Below are 20,011 nucleotides of genomic sequence, written 5' to 3'. Positions count from 1 at the left end.
AGATAAAGAAAATCGTCTCGCAATACGAGACATATTTGTCGCCTGCCGATGCCATTCGTCCGGGCGCCGCTGCCGCGGCGCATCCGTTCACCGATGCGCCGCCCCCCGTCGGCGCGTCGCCGACGCGGCGTACCCTCGTCGCCGCGTCGGTCGCCCATCGCGTCCGGTCCCGCTGACCGGGCCGTCGCCCGCGCCGCCGCGGACCACCCTCGCGCCGGCACCAAAAAAGCAAGCTGGGGAAGACCGATGAACTTTCTTCCGCGATCGAACTTCGGGGCCGATCAGGAGCCCGAATGGCGCGTCTACAACAAGATCGCGCTGCGCCTCCTGCCGTTCCTCCTGGTGCTCTACGTCATCTCGTTCCTGGACCGCGTGAACGTCGGCTTCGCCAAGCTGCAGATGGCGGCCGACATCGGGCTCAGCGACGCCGCGTTCGGCTTCGGCGCCGGCGTGTTCTTCCTCGGCTACTGCGTCTGCGAGATCCCGAGCAACCTCGCCCTGCAGCGATTCGGGGCCAAGATCTGGATCGCCCGGATCATGGTCGTGTGGGGCCTGATCTCGGCCGGGCTGATGTTCGTCACCACCGAGACGCAGTTCTACGTGATGCGCTTCCTGCTCGGTATCGCCGAGGCCGGCTTCTATCCGGGCATCATCCTGTATCTCACCTACTGGTTCCCGGCCCGGCTGCGCTCGCAGATCTGCGCCATCTTCTTCCTCGGCATCGCCTTCTCGGGCGTCATCGGCGGCCCGCTGTCGGGCTGGATCATGCACGCGCTCGGCGGCTCGCTCGGCCTCGCCGGCTGGCAGTGGCTGTTCCTGGTCGAGGGCCTGCCGGCGGTGTTCGGTGGAATCGCGGCGTTCATCTATCTCGACGACGGTCCGGCCAAGGCGAAGTGGCTCAGCGAGCCGGAGCGCCGCCTGGTGGTCGACGCGCTCACCGCCGAGGATCTGCAGAAGAAAGCCGAGGGCGCCGGCCACCGCTTCGGCGACGCCATCCGCGACGTCAATGTCTGGCTGCTCGCGATCACCAACTTCGCGCTGCTCGGCGGCACCTACGGCCTGTCGTTCTGGATGCCGCAGATCGTCAAGGACCTCGGCGTCAACAACCTGCTGATCAACGGCCTGCTGACCGCCATTCCGTTCACGGCGGCCAGCATCGCCATGATCGTCGTCGGCAAGCACTCCGACCGCCGCAACGAGCGCAAGTGGCACACCGCGATCTGCGCCTTCGTCGGCGCCGGCGGCCTGGTGCTGAGCGGGATGTTCGGCTTCAACCCCTACATCTCGCTGTTCGGCCTGTCGGTCGCGGTGGCCGCGGCGCTCGCCGGCCTCGCCGTGATGTGGGCGCTGCCGGCGACCATCCAGACCGGCGCCGCGGCCGCCGCCGGCATCGCCCTGATGGCGACGATCGGCAATCTCGGCGGCTACACGATGCCGTTCATCCTGGGCTGGGTGAAGCAGCTCACCCAGCGGGTGGAGTTCGGGCTCTACGCCATGGCCGTGATGATGGTGATCGGCGGGCTCGTGATGCTGGTCATCCCCAAGCTGCGCCGCAGCGCCACCGCGCCGGTCCGCCGCGACGAGGTGATGTCCGCGACCTGATTGCTCCGGTCCGCCGGTCGACATACAACGACACCACGAGACGAGGGGCACGCCCGCGGGCGTGCCCCGATCTCATCGGGCCGGGAGTGCGGGGGAGTCCGCCGGGCGTGCAGGCCCGCCCGCCCGGGCGCCGAACGGAAGGTGGGGATGCCGATGACCGACGACACCGTCTCGCCCAAGCGCGCCGCCTCGGCGGGACAAGGCCGCACCGCATCGCCCGCCGGATCGGTCGACACCGACGACGTCGCGGTCCAGTCGGTGGCGACCACCTTCCGGATCCTCGACGAGCTCGCCGCCGCCGGCCGGCCGCTGCGCCTCACCGAGATCGCCACGGCGCTCGACGAGACCAAGGCCAAGGTGCACCGCCATCTGGCGACGCTGCGCCAGCTCGGCGTCATCGAGCAGGACGGCGGCACCGAGCGCTACCGGCTCGGCTGGAAGCTGGTCCAGCTCGGCGAGTCGGTGGCCGAGCAGTTCAACCTGCGCGAGATCGCCGCCCCGCATCTGACCGCGATCCGGGACGAGACCCGCGAGACCGCGCTGCTCGCCGTCCCGATCGGCTGGGAGACCCAGGTGGTCAGCGTCGCCGACAACATCCATGCCCGCGTCTTCATCTCGATCAAGCCCGGCAACCGCCCGCTGCCGCATGCGGCGGCCCAGGGCCGGGTCGTGCTGGCGTTCTCGCCCCCCGAGATGGTCGACCGCGCCTTGTCGCGCGAACTCGTCCGGCTGACCCCCTACACGCTCACGGACAAGGTGCTGCTGCGCGAGCGGCTCGCGCTGGTGCGCGAGCGGATGTGGGACACGGCCGACAGCGAGATCATCGAAGGTGTCAACACGCTGTCGGTGCCGATCCTGCGCGAGGGCGACGAGATCGCCGGCGTCTTCTCGATCGTCGGGCTCAGTCGCAACGTCCCGAGCGAGGCCGACCCGCATCAGCTCGAGGTGCTGCACCGCCATGCGCGGCTGCTGTCCGAATCGCTCAGCGGCACGGCCTACCAGGCCCGAGGACCGCGCCTCGACGACCCGCCGAGCCGCCGCCGCGGCCGGCCGCGCATCGCGGACTGACGCTGATCACGCGGCGCCGCCCGGCGATGCCGGCCCGTGCCGGTGGTCGAGTTCAGCGCCGAGAGGGCATCATTTCGTCCACAGGGCGCCATACGAGAAGCTCCCCCTCCGTCCTGAGAGCTTCGCGTCCGCGAGGTGTGTGCAAGAGCGGCGCAATCCGGGCGACGCTGGGACATGAATTTTTTCCTTGCCGGCCCCGCTCTGCCGGTACCGGATTTTTGTCCTGACCTACCGAGACACAGATCGTGGCATCCTCTCCCGACCTCGCCTCCCAAATCCTCCGGTACAAGTCGTTAGTCGCAGCCGAGAGGGTCTTGCTCGGTTTACGCCGACGAGATCGAACCCCAATGGGCGATGATCCATGTGTTCCAAGCCCGTCGTACATTCTCGCTCAACTGGGGTGAGTTCCTCGCGAACAGGCGGTCTCGCCGTCCCGGGCTTTGGCTGATGTCGCAGCCCGATATCCAGGAGGCCCTGATCGAAGCGTTCGAGGAGCAGGCACTCCTGAAACTCCGATCGGTGACGTCGCTCGAAGACTATCTCACCTTCGTGTCCGCGCACACGTTTCGCCACAAGCTGTTCGACTGGCCGGAGGTCAGGATCATCGTCGACGTCGCACGCGGCGATCTCGCCGGGCACGTGCGCTCCGCGATGCCCATATCGACGGCTGGGGCGACAATCCTGCATACGACGAAGAGAGCCGAGCAAAATATCAGCGCGTCCGCGAGCTGTGCGCTCGGCTCGAGGCCGATGATCGGCCAAGACTCGCGGCCCTGCTGCACGAGTGGGAGGCGATCACCGTCAGGAATTTGAAGATCGAGAAGTTATGGGAACCGACGCCGTTTCCGCTGGAGTTGCGCACATGACAGCGTTGCCGCCAGAGACTCATAGCCCAGCGCGATCGTCCCTCGATGCAGTGAAGCGCGCTCGAGCGGAGGGGCGAGACGAATTCGCATGGAGCCTCGGAGGCGCGTCCCCGGAAAGCGTACCTCGGAGACGTTTCGAACCCGGTTCGTCTCGGTCCGGTGGCGGAGGGAGAGCAACTGGGTTCGATCATTCTCCGCGTCGTGGAGCGCACCAGATCGTGCGAGAGAGGATTCGCACAAAATCGACAGTGCGAATGGGAGACGAAAGTTTCGCGACGGCTTCCTTCGAGCCTCTCGTCCAGAGCTGCAAACACGAGCAGCGCAGACCGGCCGGCAGCGGCTCCAGCCGAGACCATTTGGGCATATGCGTCGCAAAGCGCGCCGCGAGAGGCTGCGCTGCAGACGGGTCGTGCGGTCGATGACGGCCGCGTCCACCGCGCGAAGGAATGGCCGTCTTGTGACAAAGTCACTCGCTGCCGCGGAAAACTCACCTATCACGGATCTCCGAGAACGGCCGGGCCGGTCGCGCACGGCACGAGGGCCTTCCCATGAGACAGGTGCCCTCGACGGAACGGCCGCCGATCGTCGGCACCGGCCTGCCGAGGAGCGAGCGGTTCGTGCGGAGATCGGCAGCCACCTCGTCGCGCGTGTCGGCGGTCGGCCGCGGCTTCGGCACGCGGCTGATGGAGCTCGGCAAGGACACGGCATCCGGCTCCGTGGCCCGACCAGCCGTGACCGCACCCGGCCCCCGTCGCCCCACCCCGCCGGCCAGGAGCTAGCGATGCCGCATCGGACAATCGAGAGAAAGGCCCTCGCCGTGCCGAGCTCGCGCCTGTCGCGGCTGGCGAAGCTGGGCGGTCTCGCCTCGCGGGCAACGTCGCTGGGGGGGGGGTGGCGCGGCAGCTGGCGCGCGGCGAGCGCCCGCGGCTCGGCGACCTGCTGCTCACGCCGGCCAATGCCATGAAGGTCGCCGACGAGCTGGCGCGGATGCGCGGGGCGGCCATGAAGGTCGGCCAGCTTATCTCAATGGATGCCGGCGACATGCTGCCGCCGGAGCTCGCGCAGATCTTCGCCCGCCTGCGCTCCGACGCGCATCACATGCCGTGGCCGCAGCTGAAGCGGGTGCTGGCCCACGCCTGGGGCACCGATTGGCGGGGCCGGTTCGAGACGTTCGACACCCACCCCGTCGCCGCGGCCTCGATCGGCCAGGTCCACCGGGCGCGCACCAAAGACGGCCGCGACCTCGCGATCAAGGTGCAGTATCCGGGCGTCCGCCGCAGCATCGACTCCGATGTGAACAACGTCGCCTCGCTGCTGCGCGTCGCCGGGCTGGTGCCGCGGACCGTCGACATCGCCCCCATGCTGGCCGAGGCCAAGCGCCAGCTCCACGAGGAGGCCGACTACGAGCGCGAGGGCCGCTGCCTCGCGCAGTTCGGTGCGCTCCTGGCCGACAGGCCGGAGTTTGGCGTGCCCGCGCTGCACCCCGAGCTCACCACGACGAGCGTGCTGGCGATGAGCTATGTCGAGGGCAGACCGATCGACGGTCTCGTGGGCGCGCCGCAGGCCGAACGCGACCGTGTGATGACGCTGCTGATCGGCCTCCTGTTCCAGGAGTTGTTCGTGTTCCGGCTGATGCAGACGGACCCGAATTTCGCGAACTACCGCTACGACGGCGCGAGCGGCTGCGTGATCCTGCTCGACTTCGGCGCCACCCGCGCGTTCTCGGAGAACTTCGCCGATCTCTGGCGCCGCCTCCTGCGTGCCGGGCTCGCCGGCGACCGCAACGGCATCCGCACCGGCGCGCGCGACATCGGCGTCGTGGCCGGCGACACGCCGGAACGCCTGGAACGGGCCATGCTGGAGATGTTCGAGATGTCGCTCGAGCCGTTGCGGCAGGACGCGCCGTTCGATTTCGGCGCGATCGACCTCGCGATGCGCATGCGCGAGGCCGGCATGGCGATGGCCGAGGATCACGCCTATTTCCGCATCCCGCCGATGGACACGCTGTTCCTGCAGCGCAAGTTCGGCGGCTTGTACCTGCTCGCCACCCGGATGCGAGCCCGGGTCGACCTGCGGGCCATCGTCGCGCCGCATCTTTGACCGCCGCATCGTCGACAGCAGACCCGGGAGAGCCCACGCGATGGCCGAGACTCGACACGTCAGGTTCTGGAACCGGATCGCCGCGCGCTACGCGGCGAAGCCCGTGAAGGATACGGCCGCCTACGAGGCGATGCTGGCCGACGCCGCCGGACGGCTTCGCGCGACCGACCAGGTGCTGGAGATCGGCTGCGGCTCGGGCTCGACCGCGATCCGCCTCGCTCCTCACGTGGCAGCGTGGACGGCGACCGACTTCTCGTCCGAGATGCTGCGCATCGCCCGTGCCAAACCGGCGCCCGACAACCTGCGCTTCGTTCTCGCCGATACGCAGAACGCCTTCGCGGGCGGCCCGTTCGACGCGATCTGCGCCTTTCAGGTGCTGCACCTGGTCGGCGATCTCCCGGCCACGCTCACCCAGATCCACGCCCATCTGAAACCCGGCGGCCTGCTGATCTCGAAGACCTGGTGCTTCGCCGACATGAGCTTCAAGCTGCGCAGTGTGTTCTTCGTGCTGGGCGCGCTCCGGGTGTTCCCGCCCGTGAAGAAGCTGACCAAGGTCGCGCTGCGCGAGACCATCCGCCACGCCGGCTTCGAGATCGTCGACGAGCGCGTCTTCGGCACGAACCCGGCCGGCCCCTACATCGTCGCGCGAAAGCCAGATCCGTCCTGAAGCCGTCCCTTCGCCAGGGAAGCAGCCCGCGACCCTCGGATCGACGCTAGACGGCGAAGGTCAGCATTCCCGAGCTGGCGATGACGATGCCCAGCGCGATCAGGATGCCGCCGCTGACCAGACGGACGGCGGTCTGGTGCTGCTGGAGGGCGCGCAAGCGGTGGCGGGCGCCGTGCGACAGATAGCCGACGGCGAGCATCGGCACGGCGAATCCGGCCGCATAGGCGGCCAGCAGAGCGATGCCGTGTCCCATCTCAGCACGGCCGGCGACCTGCGTTAGGATGCCGGACAGCACCGGGCCGACGCAGGGGATCCAGACGACGCCGAGCGTCGCGCCAAGCAGCAGGCCGGACCAGCGGCCGCCGCCGGTCGACACGCTCACCCGCGACAGGACGCCGAGACGCTTGAACGGATTGACGTCGAGCAGCATGAGCAGCCCGAGGCCGATGATCAGAATGCCCGCGGCGCGCTCGATCTGCGGCATGACGCCGGCGACTAGCGTGCCGAACAGCACGCTCACGATTCCCATCAGAACGAAGGTGAGCGACAGGCCGAGGACGATCAGAAGCGGCCGGCTCCGGTGATCGTCGCCGCCACCGATGACGATGATCGGCAGCACCGGCAAGACGCAGGGGCTGAGCACGCTGACGAGTCCGGCCCCGAAGGCGAGCGGGGCTTCGAGCAGAAGCGACATGGCGCGTCAGGAGCGCTTGTCGCCGAGAGCACCGATCTCCTTCAGAATCTGCTCGGCCGGCTGGATGCCCGGCGGGAAGCGCTTGATCTCCCGCTGCTCGCCGTCGACCAGGATGAGGCTCGGCAAATAACGGATGCCGAACTGGCGGAACCAGATCGTGTCGGAGAAGACCGCCGTGCTGACCGGAACGACCCGGACGCGCGCGTCGAGCTGCGGGCGGATCCCGTCGAGGATCTGCGACTGGATCCGGCAGGGCTCGCCGTTCGGGTTGAGGAAGAAGAGGAGCGTCGCGGTCGGCGGCTGCTCCTGGGCGATGACCGCGCCGGACAGCGCCACCGGCAGGAGGAGAGCGAGGCAGCGGATCAGGCGAGCGAGGTGCATGCGGGTTCTCCGGGCACGTTCAGCCAGCATGACTGACCGTCACGACGACGGGTCGCGCGCCGCCGCCGGGACCCATGACCCGGCCGGCCGCACGGGCAACCAACGACGGACATCGCGCAACTCGGTCACCGGCCGGGCGCGACCAAGCCCCGGATATGACGGCATCTCGCCGACCAATTACATGCGTATGATTGCATATGTATGAAGCGCGCCCGATTGCTGCCTCACCCCGGCGTCGGCTCGACCGAAGCAAGCCGCCATCCCGCCGCCGCCTCCCGGTCAGTCGGAGCCGTCGGTCCGTCCATCGGAAGGCGCGGGACGTGCGGCAGGTCCAGCCGATCCGACCCGCCGCTCCGTCGCGCTCTCGAGACCCCGGCCCGGCCCGAGCCGCCCGCAATGACCGCGGCGCCGGCGCATGCCGCGGCCGCAGCAAGGCTCGTCGCCCTCCTCGGCGACGCGCGCCGGACCGCCCTCGATGCGGAGCGCGAGGCCCTGCACGAGCGCGGTCGCGACCGTGGTCCGCGCCTCGGCGATCAGCCGCGAGAAGGTCGGCCGCGAGACGCCCATCTGAGCGGCGGCGGCGGCGTGCTCGAACCCCTCCGCGTCGGCGTGGCGCAACGCCTCCAGCGCATCGAGCGTGAGCACGATCTCGTCGAGATCGCGCCGCGGCACGCCGGCCGGCTTGTAGACGCGGGCCGGGACCGGCTCGCGGACCGTGCGCAGCTTGCGGGGACGGGGCATCGGCTCGGGGATCCTGTATTGAACATATGCTCATAATGCGCTAGGGTTGATCATATCACGGTCGAGGGCGTGGACGGCGCGCGACGCCCCCGCCACCGACCCAGGCTCGCGGCGAAACGCGCCCGGCCCGCCGCGACGCGGGTGCGGGACTGCCTGCCGCCGATCCGATGCCAGAGACGTTTCCGAAGCCGTGCGGCGCCCGGAACGGGCGCCGTGCGCGCCCTCCGCTGCCCACGAGGATGACCCCATGACCATCGTGCCCGCCGCCGATCCGAGCCGCCGCGACTTTCTCTATCTCGCCACCGGGGGAGTCGCCGCCGTCGGCGTCGGCGCCGCCGTGTGGCCGCTCGTCGACCAGATGAATCCCGACCGCTCGACCATCGCGGCCGGCGTGCCGATCGAGATCAGCCTCGCCGCCATCGCGCCGGGGCAGATCATCAGCATCTTCTGGCGCGGCAAGCCGATCTTCATCCGCCACCGCACCCCGGACGAGATCGCCAAGGAGCAGGCGACCAAGCTCTCCGAGCTGATGGATCCGCAGGCAGACGGCGACCGCGTGAAGGCGGGACGCGAGCAGTGGCTCGTCGTGTTCGCGAGCTGCACGCATCTCGGCTGCATCCCGCTCGGCAAGCAGGGCGAGTGGGGCGGCTGGTTCTGCCCGTGTCACGGCTCACAATACGACGCCTCCGGCCGCGTCCGCCACGGACCGGCGCAGCTCAACCTCCCGGTGCCGCCCTACGCGTTCGTCGACGACTCGACGATCCGCATCGGTGAAGCCTGAGGTTTCGCCAGGCCCCTCCTCCCGACCGGCGGCGGAGCGCCGCCGGCCGGCCGATCCATCGTGACAGGAGCATCGACGTGAGAATCGCGGTTGCCAGCCAGAACTTCCGGACCGTGACGGGCCATGCCGGCAAGAGCCGGCGGTTCCTGGTGTTCGAGGCGGAGCGCGGGGCGCCGCCCCGCGAGGTCGCGCGTCTCGACCTGCCGAAGGAGATGTCGATTCACGAGTTCCAGTGCGACGGCCCGCATCCGCTGTTCGCGGTCGATGCCGTGATCGCCGGCAGTGCGAGCGCCGGCTTCGTGCGCCGGATGGCCGAGCACGGCGTCGTCGCGGTCGCGACCGCGGAACCCGATCCCGCAAAGGCCGTCGCCGGATTCCTCGACGGCACGCTGACGCCCGCCGCCCCGCACGACCATGCATCGCACGAGCATGCGTCGCACGATCATGGTGCGCATCGGAGCGGCGGGCACGACAACACCGCGCCCGATCCGGACCACGAGGCAGAGTGCGCCGACTGCTGCTGCGGCCACATCTGACTTCGCGAACCGCCCCAATCGATCGCGCCGCCGCGCTCGTCGTCACGGTCGCGCGCGAGTTTGCTTTCGCGGCGCCGACGCGCTTCACGACCGACGAGGCGGGGCGATGAGCGAGCTGTCGCTGGACGGTGCTCTGGACGGCGGGCGGCATCGCATGCGCGTGCGCGTCTACATCGAGGACACCGACTTCTCCGGCATCGTCTATCACGCGAGCTATCTGCGGTTTCTCGAGCGCGCGCGCACCAACTACATGCGACTGCTCGGCGTGCATCAGCGCAGGCTGTGGGACGGCACCGACGAGTCTCTGCCGCGGCACGCCTTCGTGGTTCGCGCGATGACGCTGGAGTTCCTGAAGCCGGCCGTCATGGACGATCTGTTGACCGTCACGACCGCAGCCGAGGCGATCGGCGGCGCATCGATGATCCTCGCTCAGACCATCACACGTGACGGCACCGTGCTGATCGATGCCCGGGCCCGCATCGCGCTCGTTGCAGGTGGGCGCGCGCGGCCGTTCCCCAAATCCCTGCGTCTCGCCCACCAACCGACCGAGGACCGGTGCCGACCGGCGAACCTCGTTTCCACCTGATGAACGACGTCGAAGCGGCAGTCGCGGCACGCATCCGCGGACCGGCGTGCGCAGTCGCCACGCACGTCGCTTGTCTGAGACGAGAGCGACGGGATCTTACGGATTGACGCGTTTTCCGCGGCGTGAAAGTCGTATTCGCATCATAGAATACGTCTCGCTTCGACCGAGCGAAGCCGGGTCGTCCCGGCACATGCGCGACGCCGACACGTGACACGACGGTCCGAGCACCACGGTTCAGACACCACGATCCGAACAGGTCCGAACACGGCGATCCGACCGTCCGCACACAACCTCTCGTCCGTGCTCCTCGGCCGAGACCCGCGCGCTTCCGCAACGACGCGATCAGAGAGCTCCCGATGATCGACCCGACCTTCGTCGAACTGTCGCGATGGCAATTCGCCGCCGTCGCCATGTACCACTTCATCTTCGTGCCGCTCACCATCGGCCTGATCTGGATCCTGGTGATCATGGAGTCGGTCTACGTGATGACCGGCAAGCAGATCTATCAGGACATGTCGCGGTTCTGGACGAAGCTGTTCGCCATCAACTTCGCGCTGGGCGTCACCACCGGCCTGACGATGGAGTTCCAGTTCGGCACCAACTGGGCCTACTACTCGCACTACGTGGGCGACGTGTTCGGCGCGCCGTTGGCGATCGAGGGCCTGATGGCCTTCTTTCTCGAATCGACCTTCGTCGGCCTTCTGCTGCTCGGCCGCGATCGGCTCTCCAAGGTGCAGTATCTCCTCGTCGTGTTCCTGACGGCACTCGGCACCAACCTCTCCGCGCTCTGGATCCTGGTCGCCAATGCGTGGATGCAGAACCCCGTCGGCGCCGAGTTCTCGGCCGAGACGATGCGCATGGAGATGACCGACTTCGCGGCGGTCCTGCTCAATCCGGTCGCGCAGGTGAAGTTCATCCACACGACCGCCGCCGGCTACATGACGGCGAGCATGTTCGTGATCGGAATTTCGGCCTGGTATCTGCTGAAGCGACGTGATGTGGCCTTCGCCAAGCGCTCCTTCGCGGTTGCCGCCGGGTTCGGACTCGCGTCCTCGCTGTCCGTCATCGTGCTCGGCGACGAGAGCGGCTACGAGCTCGGCGACGTCCAAAAGATGAAGCTCGCCGCCATCGAGGCCGAGTGGCACACCCAGCCGCCGCCGGCCAGCTTCAACGTCGTCGCGATCACGGATCAGGACAAGCGCGAGAACAGCTTCGAGATCAAGCTTCCCTGGGCGCTGGGGCTGATCGCGACCCGGTCGATCGACAAGCCGGTGCTCGGCATCGACGAGCTCGTCGCCCATGCGGAGACGCGCGTCCGCTCCGGCGCCGTCGCCTACGCGATGCTGGAGAAGCTGCGCAGCGGCGACAAAGGGACCGAGACGCGCGCGAGCTTCGACCGCCACAAGAAGGACCTCGGATACGGGCTGCTGCTCAAGCGCTACGTCGCGGATCCCGCGACCGCGAACGAGGATCAGATCCGGCAGGCCGCCTGGGACAGCGTGCCCCACGTGCCCTACCTGTTCTGGAGTTTCCGCATCATGGTCGGGCTCGGCTTCCTGATGCTCGGCCTGTTCGCCGCCTCGTTCTATCTCCTGGCGCGCGGCCGGCTGGAGAAGAACGCTTGGCTGCTTCGCGTGCTGGTGTGGTGCATCCCGCTGCCCTGGCTGGCCAGCGAGACCGGGTGGTTCGTCGCCGAGTACGGCCGCCAGCCCTGGGCGATCGGCGAGGTGCTGCCGACCTTCCTGGCCACCTCGGCCCTGACCACGACCGACATCGTCACGTCGATGGCGGCCTATCTGATCTTCTACTCGATCCTGCTGGCGATCGAGCTCTACCTGATGGTGCGCTTCGCCAGGCTCGGCCCGAGCTCGCTCCACACCGGGCGCTACCATCACGAGCGCGCCGACACGCGGGCCGACGCCGCGCCCGCGCCGCGCCTCGTTCCCGCCGAATGATCCCGACGCCGCCGAGAGGACCTCGCGATGCTCGACTATGAGACCCTGAAGCTGGTCTGGTGGGTGCTGGTGGGCGTGCTGCTCATCGGCTTCGCCATCGCCGACGGCATGGACATGGGCGTCGGCATGCTCCTGCCCTTCGTCGGACGCGACGACGCCGAGCGTCGCGTCGTCATCAACACGGTCGGCCCGCACTGGGACGGCAACCAGGTCTGGCTGATCACGGCCGGCGGCGCCATCTTCGCCGCTTGGCCGGCCGTCTACGCGGCCGCCTTTTCGGGCTTCTATCTGGCGATGCTGCTGGTGCTGGTCGCGCTGTTCTTCCGGCCGGTCGGCTTCGACTATCGCTCGAAGCTCGAGGATCCCCGCTGGCGCAACGCCTGGGACTGGGGGCTGTTCGCGGGCGGCCTGGTGCCGGCCCTGATCTTCGGCGTCGCCTTCGGCAACCTGCTGCAGGGCGTGCCGTTCCATCTCGACGCGTTCCTCAAGCCGCACTACGAGGGCACGTTCATCTGGGCGCTGCTGCCGCTGCTCAACCCGTTCGCGCTGCTCGCCGGGCTGATCAGCGTCGCGATGCTCGCGCTGCACGGCGCGCTATGGCTGCAGATCCGCACCGAGGGCGCCGTCGCGGCGCGGGCGAAGCGCGCCGTCTCGCTGCTCGCCCTGGTCGTGACCGGCGCCTTCGCGCTCGGCGGGATCTGGGTGTTGCTCGGGATCGACGGCTACCGTATCGTCTCGGAGCCCGCCCATTCGGCGCTGCCGAACCCGCTCGCCAAGGAGGTCGTCCGCGAGGCGGGCGCGTGGTTCGCCGTCTACGCCACGCTACCGATCGCGATGCTGCTGCCGGCGACCGGGCTCCTCGCCCCGCTGGCGGCCCGCGCCCTGTCGGGCATGGACCGCCCCGGGCTCGGCTTCGTGGCAAGCAGCCTCGGCATGACCGGCATCATCGGCACGGCCGGCGCGGCGATGTTCCCATTCGTCATGCCGTCGAGCTCGCAGCCGGGCTCCAGCCTCACGGTCTGGGACGCGCCGTCGAGCCGGCTGACGCTGACGATCATGTTCTTCGCCGTCGTGATCTTCCTGCCGATCGTCCTCGGCTACACGCTGTGGTGCTATCGCGCGATGTGGGGCAAGGTCACGGTCGCGGAGATCGAGGCCAAGAAGCACCACGCCTACTGAAACCCGGAACCGGAGCCGACCATGTGGTACTTTGCCTGGATCCTCGGGGTGACGGCGGCGCTCGCCTTCGGCGTCATCAACGTGATGTGGTACGAGTTCCAGAGCGAATTCGAGCCGCCGGACGGCGGCCGGATCTGATCGCGTTCTGGACGCAGCAGCCGGGCCCGTGACCGCGCGAGCCGAAACGACGTATCTCAGGGGTCTACGGCCGATCGCGCGGCGCGAGCTGCGCCTCGCGATCGCGGCCGGGCTCCTCGGCGGCATCGCCGTCGTGGCGCAGGCGTGGCTGGTCGCCACGATCCTGCACGACGGGCTGTTCGAGGGACGCGTCACGGAGTCGCTCCGCATCACGGAGCCGCTCGGCGATTCGCTCGCGCTCCCGTTCGTGCTGCTGGTCGCCGTCGTGCTGCTGCGCGCCGCGGCCGCCTGGGCGGCCGACCGGTTCGGTTTCTCGGCGGCGATGCGGGTGGTTCCCGCGCTGCGCGCCGCACTGCTCGCCAAGCTCGATCGCGCCGGCCCGGCCGGGCTCGCGGAGCGGCCGTCCGGCGAGATCGTCGCGATCCTCTCGGAGGCGGCGCGCGGCGTCGAGCCGTTCTTCTCGCGCTACCTGCCGGCCGTCGTCCAGGCCGCCGTGATCCCGCTCGGAATCGTTCTCGTCGTCGCGCCGCTCGACTGGATCTCGGCGCTCGCCTTCGCCGTCACGGCGCCGTTGATCCCGGTCTTCATGGTGCTGATCGGCAAGGGCGCCGAGGCGTTGAACCAGCGCCAATGGGGCCGCATGCAGCGCATGTCCGGCCATCTGCTCGACGCCATCCAGGGGCTGCCGACGCTGCGCGCCTACAATGCCGGGGCGCGGATGATCGAGGCGGTCGCCGCGGCCGCGGACGCCTATCGGCGCGACACCATGGCGGTGCTACGCCTCGCCTTCCTGTCGGCGCTCACGCTCGAATTCTTCGCCACCATGTCGATCGCGATCGTCGCGGTGCTGATCGGCTTCCGCCTGCTGTGGGGCGACATGAGCTACCAGCACGGCCTGTTCGTGCTGCTGCTGGCGCCGGAGTTCTACCTGCCGCTGCGCGCCATGGGCACCGCCTATCACGCCCGCATGGAGGCGCTCGGCGCGGCGGAGCGGCTGGTCGCCTTCGAGGCCATGCCGGACCTCGCCCGCGCCGGCCGGCGCGCCGGACCCACGGAGCCGGCGCCGCGCGCGCAGTCACTGCACGCCCCATCGTCGGCCGGCACCGCCGTCGCGTTCCACGACGTGCGGCTCGCCTATCCGGACGGGCGCGTGGCGCTCGACGGCGTGACCCTCGACGTGGCGGCGGGCGAGACGATCGCGATCGTCGGCGCGTCCGGGGCCGGAAAGTCGAGCCTGCTGGCGCTGCTGATGGGCTTCGTCCGGCCGAGCAGCGGCCGCGTCCTGATCGACGGCCGCGATCTCGACGACCTGGATCTCGCCGGCTTCCGCCGCCGCATCGCCTACATCCCGCAGCGCCCGCGCCTGTTCACCGGCACCGTGGCCGCCAACATCGCCCTCGGCGACCCCGCCCCCGACCGCGACCGCATCCTGCAGGCGGCCCGCGCGGCGGCGATCGCCGAGCGAATCGCAGCGCTTCCCGACGGCTTCGATACACTCGTCGGCAGCGGCGGCCATGCCCTGTCGGGCGGCGAGGCGCAGCGGCTCGGCCTCGCCCGCGCCTTCTACCGCGAGGCGCCGCTCGTGCTGCTCGACGAGCCGACGGCGCATCTCGACGCGGAGACCGAGGCCGTGGTGCAGCGGAGCCTCGCCCGGCTGCGCGAGAGCCGCACCATGCTGGTGATCGCCCACCGGCTGGCGACGCTGCGGCACGCCGACCGGATCGTCGTCATGGAGAGCGGCCGGATCGCGGAGGCTGGGTCCGAGGCGGAGCTGCGCGCCGCCGACGGCCGCTTCGCGGCGCTCGTGCGGTCGGCCGGCTTCGTGCCGGGCTGGATGGGCTGAGCGCGCATGGCGGTCGTCCTCCGGCTCGTTCGACTGATGCGGCCGCATGCGGCCTGGATGACGCTCGCCGTCCTGCTCGCCGCGATCGTCGGCCTCGCCCAGGTGGCCCTCATGGCGACGGCCGGCTGGTTCATCACCGGCATGGCGCTGGCCGGGGCCGCCGGCGTGACCATGAACTTCTTCACGCCCGCCGCCGTGATCCGCGGCCTCGCGATCATCCGCACCGCCGGCCGCTACGCCGAGCGGGTGATCGGCCACGAGGCGACGCTGCGCTTCGTCGCCGGCCTGCGGCCGTGGCTGTTCGCGCGGCTGGAGCGCGGCGCCCCGGGAAATCTTCGCGGCCGGACGGACGGCGATCTGCTCGCCCGCCTGCGCGGCGACATCGACCGGCTCGAGCACGCGTTCCTGCGCGTCGTCGGGCCGCTCGCCGCGGGCCTCGCGATCGCGGTGCCGTCGGTCCTCGCGATGGCGGCCTACGACCGGCGGATCGCCGCCCTCGCGGCCGTGCTGCTGGCGGTCGCCGGCCTCGTCCTGCCGCTCGTGCTGCTGCGCGCCGGCGCCCCCGCGGCCGTCCGGCTGACGGCCGGAACGGCGGCGCTCGGCGCCCGTCTCGTCGACGAGGTCGAAGGCCTGGCCGAGCTCGCCGTCTACGATCCCGACGGGCTGCATCGCCGCGCCACGCTGGCCGCGAGCGACGCCCTCGTCGCCGACGAGCGCGTGCTGTCCAACACCGCGGCGCTGAGCAGCGCCGGACTCCTGCTTGCCGGCCATGTCCTGCTGGTGGCGGTCCTGCTGCTCGGCCTGCCCGTCGTGGCGGCCGGAGCGCTGGCGGCGGCCGACCTGCCGATGCTGGCGCTCCTCGGCCTCGCGCTGTTCGACGCCGTCGCCGCAGTCCCGCTCGCCGTGCAGGCGATGCCAGCCGTCGTCGCGTCGGCCAGCCGGGTGTTCGAGATCGCCGACCGGCCGACCGGCGCCCCCGATCCGGCCGACCCCGTGCCGGTGCCGTCCGCCACCCATCTGCACTTCGACGCCGTCACGTTCCGCTATCCCGGCGCATCGCGCGACACGCTCGACGGCGTGACGCTCGACCTCCCGGCCGGCCGGCGGATCGCCGTGGTCGGGCCGAGCGGCGCGGGGAAATCGACGCTGGCGCAGCTCGCGATGCGCTTCGCGCTCCCGCACGCGGGCGGGCTCGCGCTCGGCGGCGTCCCCTATGGCGGCCTGACCGGCGAGGCGGTGCGCAGCCGGATCGCCTTCGTCGGCCAGCGCGACCATCTGTTCGCCGCGACGATCCGGGACAATCTGCTGCTCGGTGATCCGAACGCCGACGAGGAGCGCCTGCGCGCGGCGTGCCGGATCGCGCAGATCCTGCCCTTCGTCGAGGCGCTGTCGGACGGCTTCGACACTTTCGTGGGCGCCCATGGCGCCAAGCTCTCGGGCGGCGAGATCCGCCGCCTGCTCGTCGCCCGCGCCCTGGTCGCAAGCCGGCCGATCCTGATTCTCGACGAGCCGACCGAGGGGCTCGACCCCGACACCGAGGCGCGGCTGCTCGATGCACTACTCGACGACCCCGGCGTCGGGTCGCTCATGCTGCTGACCCACCGGCCGGCGCGGCTCGATCGCATGGACGCGATCGTCCGGCTGGAGGACGGCCGGGTGGTCTCGCGTCTCGACCCGCGAACGACGACCGGCGCCGACGCCGGCGGAGCCCACAGCGGCCCAGGACCGACGACGCGACAGTCGTGAGAGGACTCACGGTCGGGACGATGGGCCGAACGGTTCGATCGAACTCGGCGCGGCGCCCCCGACACGGCGGGCGCCGACCGCATCGGGACGGCCGGAGCGTCAGGCCTTCGAGACCGCGCAGGTCTTGATACCGACGATCGAGTAGAGCGGGCAGCGCGCGACCGCGGCGGTGAACAGCGGAACGACGCCGATCCAGGCCCAGACCGGGCCGCCGGCCAGCGCCCACGCGATCAGGCCCGCGCCGAGCACGGCGCGCAGCACCCGGTCGATCAGTCCCATGTTCTTCGCAAGCATGTCGTCCTCGCTTGTCGATGCCTCTGTCCGATGAGCGGGTTTTAGGTCACCCGACACGGCGGTCTGCGACCAAGTCACCTTGGAGCAGCGGGGCCACGGAGATGCGCCGGCGTGTCGCCGCCCCGGCGCATCGGCCCTTCTCGGCATCGGCCCGCGCGGCCGGTCGACGTCGGCGACCGGCCGCGCCGCCGACCCGCCCCAGCAGCTCGTGCCTTCAGAAGCAGCCGCCGTATCCGCGCCGCCATCCCGGACCGCGACCGGACCACGCGCCGCGCCCGCGGCCGCGGCCCGCCGCCCAAGTCGGCCGGAGCGAGTCGTCACGCAACGTGAACGTCCGATCGTCGACCTTCACGGACTTGGCGACATAGGCGTCGGTCGGCATGCGGTCGGTGCGGAACCCGTCGACCGTGATGGAGCGGCCGACCGGCGCGGCCTTCAGGACGTCGGCGACGGCCGCCGACGGGCCGAGGTGGAGATTGATCGTCTTGTCACCGGTCTGGACGATCAGATGCGCGCCTTCCGAGGCGCGTCCGGTGGTCAGCTTGCAGGGCCCGATCTTGGTCTCCGTCACGGCCCCGGACAGCGTGACGATGGGCGGCTTCTCGGCCCGGCGGGCGATCCCGGTGGCCTCCCCGGTCCCCTTCTGGGCAAACGCCGATCCGGCCGCCACAACGACGATCAGCACGCCGAGCGCGGCACGCGAACGAAAGTGTCTCATCGCAGGTCTCCTGTCCTGCCCCCGTCCCTCCACGGCCCCGTGGCCGTCGCGCTCGGCGGCGCTGCGATCGAGATGACCGCACCGTCGAGAGCGACCGACGACATTGTGTGCCGGACGGGCTGACGTTAGCCTGACGGCCTCGTTCAGGGACATCGTCGCGCGTCACCGCGTCCGTTGCCGCCGCCATCGATGCGCGCCGCCCGGCACAGGCGCCCCGCGCGCGTCGCGACAATGCCGCCCCGTCGACCGACCAGGGACACGTGCATGGATGCGTTTCAGGACCACTATCCCGACGCCGTCGCCCACTGCTTCGGCTGCGGGCGGCTCAACGCGCACGGACACCAAATCAAGACCGTGTGGAACGGCGACGAGACCGTCACGCGCTTCACGCCGGAGCCCTATCACACCGCGATCCCTGGCTTCGTATATGGCGGGCTCGTCGCCTCGCTGATCGACTGCCACAGCACCGCGACGGCTGCCGCCGCGATGTATCGCCAGGACGGCCGCGGCCTCGACACGCTGCCGCCGTTCCGCTTCGTCACCGGCTCGCTGCATGTCGATTACCTGAAGCCGACCCCGATCGACGGTGCGCTCGAGATCCGCGGACGCGCCGTCGAGATTAAGGGCCGCAAGGTCGTGGTGGAGACCGAGCTGCGAGCGGGCGGCGTGGTCACGGCCCGTGGCACCGTCGTCGCGGTGCAGATGCCGGCGGATTTCGGCGCCGCGCCGCCGGCGCCACATCGATGACACGCGGTTATGACCGCAGGCTGCCTCGTACCGTTGCCCCGGCCGGATCCTCCGGCCGGAGCAACGGAGGGGTGTCCTCTCGACGCCCGTCTTTCAGTATTTGACGCCGCCGCCGGCCTGGGCCGGCGCCGCCGACGCCGAGCCGCCCGGGACCAGCACGGCCGGCTTGTCGTCGTCGTTCATGGCGAACGTCACCTGGTCGCCGTTGCCCAGATAGGCCGTATCCTTGGAGCGGTACCGCGCCGTGCCGCTGACGATGCCGATGCCGGCCTCCTGCAGCTTGCGGGCCGTGAGAATGCCGGTGCAGTGATTGCAAGCGACCTTCTCGAAGCCCCATTTCTTGAACACGGCGACGAGGTCGTCGTATTTCGGATCCCACTCCTCGAACGGCGAGACGTGCAGGCCGCCATAAAGGCCGTAGAGCTTCTTGGCCTCGACGGCGCGCTGCGCCACCGACGCGAACTGCAGAATGCCCTGATGGCAGCAGCCCGTGATGGTGACGAGGCCGCGGTCCTTCACGTTGAAGAACAGCGACTGCTCGCCGAACACTCGGCAGATGATCGGGGTCTGGAAGTTGTAGAGCGCGGCGCCCGGGAACAACACGGTGAGGCCGGGCTGGGTCTCGATGCGCTCGCCGCGGTGGCCGGCGACGTTGAAGTAGTCGAGACCCTCGGCATAGAACCCCTTCGGATAGTAGGTCTTGATAGTCGGCGCGTACTTGAACACGACCGGGACGCCCCAGAAGTGGTCGAAGTGCTCGTGCGAGACGATGAAGATGTCGATCTTGTTCTCGGCCAGCATCTTGTCGATGCCCTCGCGCTGGAACGACTTGTCGATCCAGTCGAAGGACCAGCCGGAGTCGAGAAGGATCCGCTTGGTCTCACCCTCCAGTGTCTCGACCTCGATCAGCGCCGAGAAGCCGCCCGAGTTGAGCGGGTTGACGGCATTCTCCATCTGGAACGCCCAGGCGTCCTCCAGATTGGCCTTGGCGAGATAGGGCTGGATGTTGCGTACGCCCTGCTCGTAGCTGCCCTTGCCGAGCTTGCCCTTGACGTCGGTGAACGGCGCCCAGTTGTAGGTGTACTGGTTGACCAGGAGGCCGCCGGCGCCGCGGATGTCGCTCATCAGCGTGCGGTTGTCGAACCAGCTCGTCTCGCTGATGTTGGTCACCTTGACGCTCTTCACCTCGCCGATCTGACGGCGGGTCGGCTCGGCCTTGACGAAGTGACGCTGGCGCCACGGCGAGTAGGAGTACACGCCCATGGTGCCGACCGCGCCGGCGAGCGTGCCGGCCGCGACGCCGCCCGCGAAGGTGCGGCGGCTGACCTCGGGTTTCTGTTCGGACATGACGAAGCTCCGTGTCGTGACA

At 69.8% G+C, this 20,011-nt stretch carries 20 protein-coding genes; 14 read left to right on the top strand and 6 right to left on the bottom strand.

From position 1 onward, the window contains the following. The first annotated feature begins 246 nt into the window (after window positions 1–246). From CCR97_RS09955 to CCR97_RS09935, 5 genes are all read left to right on the top strand, one after another. On the top strand, window positions 247–1,602 hold the full coding sequence (locus CCR97_RS09955; RefSeq protein ID WP_111356709.1) for an MFS transporter: 1,356 nt from the start codon (window positions 247–249) through the stop codon (window positions 1,600–1,602). A gap of 153 nt (window positions 1,603–1,755) precedes the next feature. Beyond that, on the top strand, window positions 1,756–2,670 hold the full coding sequence (locus tag CCR97_RS09950) for an IclR family transcriptional regulator (RefSeq protein WP_170145779.1): 915 nt from the start codon (window positions 1,756–1,758) through the stop codon (window positions 2,668–2,670). A 447-nt stretch (window positions 2,671–3,117) separates the two neighbouring features. Next, the gene (locus CCR97_RS09945; RefSeq protein ID WP_146618713.1) at window positions 3,118–3,483 is read left to right on the top strand and encodes a hypothetical protein; all 366 of its coding nucleotides are present in this window, start codon (window positions 3,118–3,120) and stop codon (window positions 3,481–3,483) included. Window positions 3,484–4,427: 944 nt separating this feature from the next. Beyond that, window positions 4,428–5,636: an ABC1 kinase family protein gene (locus CCR97_RS09940; RefSeq protein WP_245428796.1), complete on the top strand. Its 1,209-nt coding sequence runs from the start codon at window positions 4,428–4,430 to the stop codon at window positions 5,634–5,636. A gap of 40 nt (window positions 5,637–5,676) precedes the next feature. Next, on the top strand, window positions 5,677–6,303 hold the full coding sequence (locus CCR97_RS09935) for a class I SAM-dependent methyltransferase (RefSeq protein ID WP_111356705.1): 627 nt from the start codon (window positions 5,677–5,679) through the stop codon (window positions 6,301–6,303). A gap of 46 nt (window positions 6,304–6,349) precedes the next feature. Here the strand turns inward: CCR97_RS09935 and CCR97_RS09930 are convergent, their stop codons facing one another. The 3 genes from CCR97_RS09930 to CCR97_RS09920 form a co-directional block, all read right to left on the bottom strand. After that, window positions 6,350–6,997: a cytochrome c biogenesis CcdA family protein gene (locus CCR97_RS09930; protein ID WP_111356704.1), complete on the bottom strand. Its 648-nt coding sequence runs from the start codon at window positions 6,995–6,997 to the stop codon at window positions 6,350–6,352. 6 nt (window positions 6,998–7,003) lie between these two features. Further along, window positions 7,004–7,378, bottom strand: coding sequence for a thioredoxin domain-containing protein (locus CCR97_RS09925; RefSeq protein ID WP_111356703.1), 375 nt, complete (start codon window positions 7,376–7,378; stop codon window positions 7,004–7,006). Between the two features lie 279 nt (window positions 7,379–7,657). Then, window positions 7,658–8,119, bottom strand: a complete 462-nt coding sequence (locus CCR97_RS09920) for a DUF134 domain-containing protein (RefSeq protein ID WP_111356702.1) — start codon at window positions 8,117–8,119, stop codon at window positions 7,658–7,660. Between the two features lie 247 nt (window positions 8,120–8,366). Here CCR97_RS09920 and petA point away from each other — a divergent pair, with 247 nt between their 5' ends. The 8 genes from petA to cydC all read left to right on the top strand — a co-directional run bounded on the left by petA (window position 8,367) and on the right by cydC (window position 16,883). Beyond that, the gene (petA, locus tag CCR97_RS09915) at window positions 8,367–8,900 is read left to right on the top strand and encodes a ubiquinol-cytochrome c reductase iron-sulfur subunit (RefSeq protein ID WP_201159461.1); all 534 of its coding nucleotides are present in this window, start codon (window positions 8,367–8,369) and stop codon (window positions 8,898–8,900) included. 77 nt (window positions 8,901–8,977) lie between these two features. Then, complete coding sequence (locus tag CCR97_RS09910; RefSeq protein WP_244670351.1) at window positions 8,978–9,436, top strand: NifB/NifX family molybdenum-iron cluster-binding protein; 459 nt, start codon at window positions 8,978–8,980, stop codon at window positions 9,434–9,436. A 106-nt stretch (window positions 9,437–9,542) separates the two neighbouring features. Next, window positions 9,543–10,022 (top strand): tol-pal system-associated acyl-CoA thioesterase, encoded by a 480-nt coding sequence (ybgC, locus tag CCR97_RS09905; protein WP_111359243.1) that lies wholly within the window; start codon window positions 9,543–9,545, stop codon window positions 10,020–10,022. 356 nt (window positions 10,023–10,378) lie between these two features. Further along, window positions 10,379–11,977, top strand: coding sequence for a cytochrome ubiquinol oxidase subunit I (locus CCR97_RS09900; RefSeq protein ID WP_111359244.1), 1,599 nt, complete (start codon window positions 10,379–10,381; stop codon window positions 11,975–11,977). A 27-nt stretch (window positions 11,978–12,004) separates the two neighbouring features. Further along, the gene (cydB, locus tag CCR97_RS09895) at window positions 12,005–13,156 is read left to right on the top strand and encodes a cytochrome d ubiquinol oxidase subunit II (protein ID WP_111359245.1); all 1,152 of its coding nucleotides are present in this window, start codon (window positions 12,005–12,007) and stop codon (window positions 13,154–13,156) included. A 21-nt stretch (window positions 13,157–13,177) separates the two neighbouring features. After that, window positions 13,178–13,294 (top strand): cytochrome bd-I oxidase subunit CydX, encoded by a 117-nt coding sequence (gene cydX / locus CCR97_RS09890; RefSeq protein WP_111359246.1) that lies wholly within the window; start codon window positions 13,178–13,180, stop codon window positions 13,292–13,294. Between the two features lie 28 nt (window positions 13,295–13,322). Continuing rightward, window positions 13,323–15,137: a thiol reductant ABC exporter subunit CydD gene (gene cydD / locus CCR97_RS09885; RefSeq protein ID WP_111359247.1), complete on the top strand. Its 1,815-nt coding sequence runs from the start codon at window positions 13,323–13,325 to the stop codon at window positions 15,135–15,137. 6 nt (window positions 15,138–15,143) lie between these two features. Continuing rightward, window positions 15,144–16,883 (top strand): thiol reductant ABC exporter subunit CydC, encoded by a 1,740-nt coding sequence (cydC, locus tag CCR97_RS09880; protein ID WP_201159460.1) that lies wholly within the window; start codon window positions 15,144–15,146, stop codon window positions 16,881–16,883. Window positions 16,884–16,982: 99 nt separating this feature from the next. On the opposite strand, the gene CCR97_RS09875 is transcribed toward cydC, so the two are convergent. Both CCR97_RS09875 and CCR97_RS09870 read right to left on the bottom strand, forming a co-directional pair. Next, window positions 16,983–17,177, bottom strand: coding sequence for a YgaP family membrane protein (locus CCR97_RS09875; RefSeq protein WP_111356820.1), 195 nt, complete (start codon window positions 17,175–17,177; stop codon window positions 16,983–16,985). Between the two features lie 214 nt (window positions 17,178–17,391). Beyond that, window positions 17,392–17,895, bottom strand: a complete 504-nt coding sequence (locus tag CCR97_RS09870; protein ID WP_111358843.1) for a MamS/MamX family magnetosome protein — start codon at window positions 17,893–17,895, stop codon at window positions 17,392–17,394. A 264-nt stretch (window positions 17,896–18,159) separates the two neighbouring features. Between CCR97_RS09870 and CCR97_RS09865 the strand changes: the two genes are divergently transcribed. After that, a complete protein-coding gene (locus CCR97_RS09865; protein WP_111358842.1) occupies window positions 18,160–18,642 on the top strand; it encodes a PaaI family thioesterase in 483 nt (160 codons plus the stop codon). A gap of 93 nt (window positions 18,643–18,735) precedes the next feature. Here the strand turns inward: CCR97_RS09865 and CCR97_RS09860 are convergent, their stop codons facing one another. Then, entirely contained in the window at window positions 18,736–19,989 is a 1,254-nt protein-coding gene (locus CCR97_RS09860) for an MBL fold metallo-hydrolase (RefSeq protein ID WP_111358841.1), read from the bottom strand. Window positions 19,990–20,011: the final 22 nt, after the last annotated feature.

The sequence above is a fragment of the Rhodoplanes elegans genome (genome assembly GCF_016653355.1).
GTDB lineage: Bacteria > Pseudomonadota > Alphaproteobacteria > Rhizobiales > Xanthobacteraceae > Rhodoplanes > Rhodoplanes elegans.
This window is presented reverse-complemented; position numbering and strand designations above follow the sequence as displayed.